This window comes from Psychrobacter sp. Ps6 (assembly GCF_022129235.1).
GTDB lineage: Bacteria > Pseudomonadota > Gammaproteobacteria > Pseudomonadales > Moraxellaceae > Psychrobacter.
The window spans coordinates 1-2,709 of sequence record NZ_JADQAI010000055.1 but is presented as its reverse complement, the minus strand read 5'-3'; the positions used below and the strand labels follow the sequence as shown (position 1 = coordinate 2,709).

Here is a 2,709-nt window from a genome sequence, read left to right as displayed (position 1 = left end):
AGGCATGCAAGAAATACTTGGCGGTACACCTCGCTTTCACGCACAAGTCGTGAGTTCCACTGTCGAGGGCATGGTAGCAGAAGCGCGCCAACTGAATGAATTACCTTACGATATGGTGGTAAAAGTACCCGCAACAGAAACTGGCTTATCAGCAATTAAATTAATGAAAAAAGAAGGAATTACGGTTCTTGCTACTGCTATATACTCGGCTCAACAAGGATTTCTTGCGGCACTGTGTGGCGCAGATTATCTAGCGCCTTATGTAAATCGCATCGATACCATGAACGGTAACGGTGTTGAAGTAGTCGCAGACCTTCAATTACTGTTAGATCAAAACCAATTACCATCAAAGATTTTGGCAGCCAGCTTCAAAAATACACAACAAGCGATGGAAGTAATGAAGATCGGTATCGAAGCTATTACATTACCAACCGATGTGGCAGCACAAATGTTCGCTCATCCAGCAGTAAAACCTGCCGTTGAACAATTCGACGTAGACTGGAAAGGGGTATTTGGCGATAAACTTTCATTTGAAAGCTAAGGTAACGTATGAAATGTAACATGAGTAAAACACGACTTATTAGCCAAAGCATTAATGATGAAATAAAAAAAATGCTTATACATCAATTTTTATTATATTCGGCTAAAACGCCAAAGAAAAACAAATGAAGATAATAAAAAACATTTAGAATTTAAATGTGAAATTTGTAGTAATAATTGATATTAACATACAGCATAATTGATATTGCGCTGTATGTTAATCCATTGAATTAATTAAATTTTTTAGTTTCATAAAAATAATTCCGGTCGGTCTTACTCTCCCTTAGCAGAATTGAAATATTTACAATTATCATATAGTTACAGACTAGAGGGATATTTGAAATTAAATTTATCAATAATTGACTTCATTTCTCTTTCAACATTCTTTATCCGAAGTTCTTTGTCTTTTTGGTGGATGTTTAGAGCGTAGATAATATCTCTTTTTTTCCGTAAATTCTTAAGCTGCTTATCTGTTGATTTGAGTAACGACATTAATTTTAACTGTTGCTTATACTGCCCCATAAAAGCCTGTCGTTTAGCGCCAGATAAACTATTAGCTTCATCAGCAATCTGCATCAATTCATCACGTCTTTGATAGAATTTCTGCTGGTCTTCATATGGCATAACACGACCAGAGAGTCGGGATAAGAATGCAACCTGACTCGGCTCTACCTCTTCACCTTCTAATCTATCTATAAGTCCTGGAACTTTTACATCGGCAAAGCGTAGAGCTGCCCCACCAAGATAACCAACCATGTATTGCAAAATATCGGGACTAACATCAATACCTCCAGAACGAAACTCATTACTTCCAGTCACCTGATTCAACCATTTTGCGATGTACTTATAGTGTTCGCTTGTACCCATCTTACTCAAGCTACTCTCAGGCAGAGGTGTGCCAAACGGCATATTTTCTTTATAGACTTGGCCTCCATAAAAGTTTTCATTAAGACCAACATCTAAAAATGGTTTGGTTATTGTCGGTGCCACATTTTTCAATATAGTGCCGGTAACTGTATTTGATTCACTCAAGCCAATTGGAGAGAAAGAACTTAATGTCGCAAGTACAATATTTCCTGTTACTTGAGCTTTAGTTAAGTAATCACTATTAACTGCAGATTCAACACCGGAACCTAGCAAAGCGAAAATATTGTATCCATAAGGCATAGGTATACTCCAATAGCTTCCGTCTTGTTCGCCTCCTAGTAACGACTTCATGATGATAAAGTTATGTTCTTTTACGTAATTGGGCACTTTATCAAACCAGTTCTGGCCATCCTCATCATTCCCAGCTGAGTTACGATTAGCAAAGGACAACGCAAAAGATCCTGCAACAACCCCCATTGCAATCTTTTGAGCCTGGTTTAAGTTCTTCCATTTGAGCTTCCCATCACCATTAAGCCCATACATAGTGCGCATAAAGTTTACTGAGCCTTGTACTGAGGCATTAGCAAACATATACATCGCATTAAGAGTCGTTCCCACTTCACCTCTTCTATTGAAATTGACCGTCATGTTCTTAGCAAGACTTGCCGCCTTTTTACGACTAATTCCAGATTTTCTGGCATTAACATAAGCAGAGAGTCGGACTGCATTTTCAACAGCACCGTTTAGATTTTCGATAAATCCTGTGGTAGAACTTAATAGCTTGTAAGCTCTACTCTTTGTGGTACCTGATGCCATGGCTACCATGCGATCAAGTTCTTTTGCCTGGCCGTCGACATCCTTCATATCAAACCAACCAGTTTTAGCACCATCAGACATAAAGTCCTCAAAGTAACTTTTGCTTGTGGCCTCATTGTTTGGAATAAAACCCTTTTGGGATAGGTTCTTAGCTGCAACTAAGTAATAGCGCCTGAGCAATAAGCTACTGAACAGTTACTGACCATACTTACAGTTCTATAATGGCTAAATACATTAACGGGCAAGCATCCTCTATCAGTTATGGTAAACTCAGTGATAAGTATTTGTATGTAAGCGATAGCAGCATTACCAGTGTGGATAGAAAATAATGTCCACTGCTATTTTTTACAAAAGTTTTTAGTACCCCCTGATGTACCCCATTGGGTTACTAACAAAAATAAAGAGTATATAAATCAAATGAGTAGTCAGAGTATCCAGTGGTTTCCGGGCCATATGCACAAAGCGCGTAAAGAGATTGAAGAAGCA

General features: G+C 38.3%; 2 protein-coding genes. One reads left to right on the top strand and one right to left on the bottom strand.

Translation table 11 applies throughout. The annotated features are described in order from the left end of the window. On the top strand, window positions 1-541 hold a 541-nt coding region (locus I3255_RS13625), incomplete at its 5' end, for a transaldolase family protein (RefSeq protein WP_238039288.1). A 317-nt stretch (window positions 542-858) separates the two neighbouring features. On the opposite strand, the gene I3255_RS13620 is transcribed toward I3255_RS13625, so the two are convergent. Continuing rightward, complete coding sequence (locus I3255_RS13620) at window positions 859-2,304, bottom strand: LPD38 domain-containing protein (protein WP_238039287.1); 1,446 nt, start codon at window positions 2,302-2,304, stop codon at window positions 859-861. Window positions 2,305-2,709: the final 405 nt, after the last annotated feature.

Excerpts from the sequence above, each read along its gene's own strand:
- I3255_RS13620 (WP_238039287.1), bottom strand. The coding sequence starts at position 2,304 with ATGTCTGATGGTGCTAAAACTGGTTGGTTTGATATGAAGGATGTCGAC.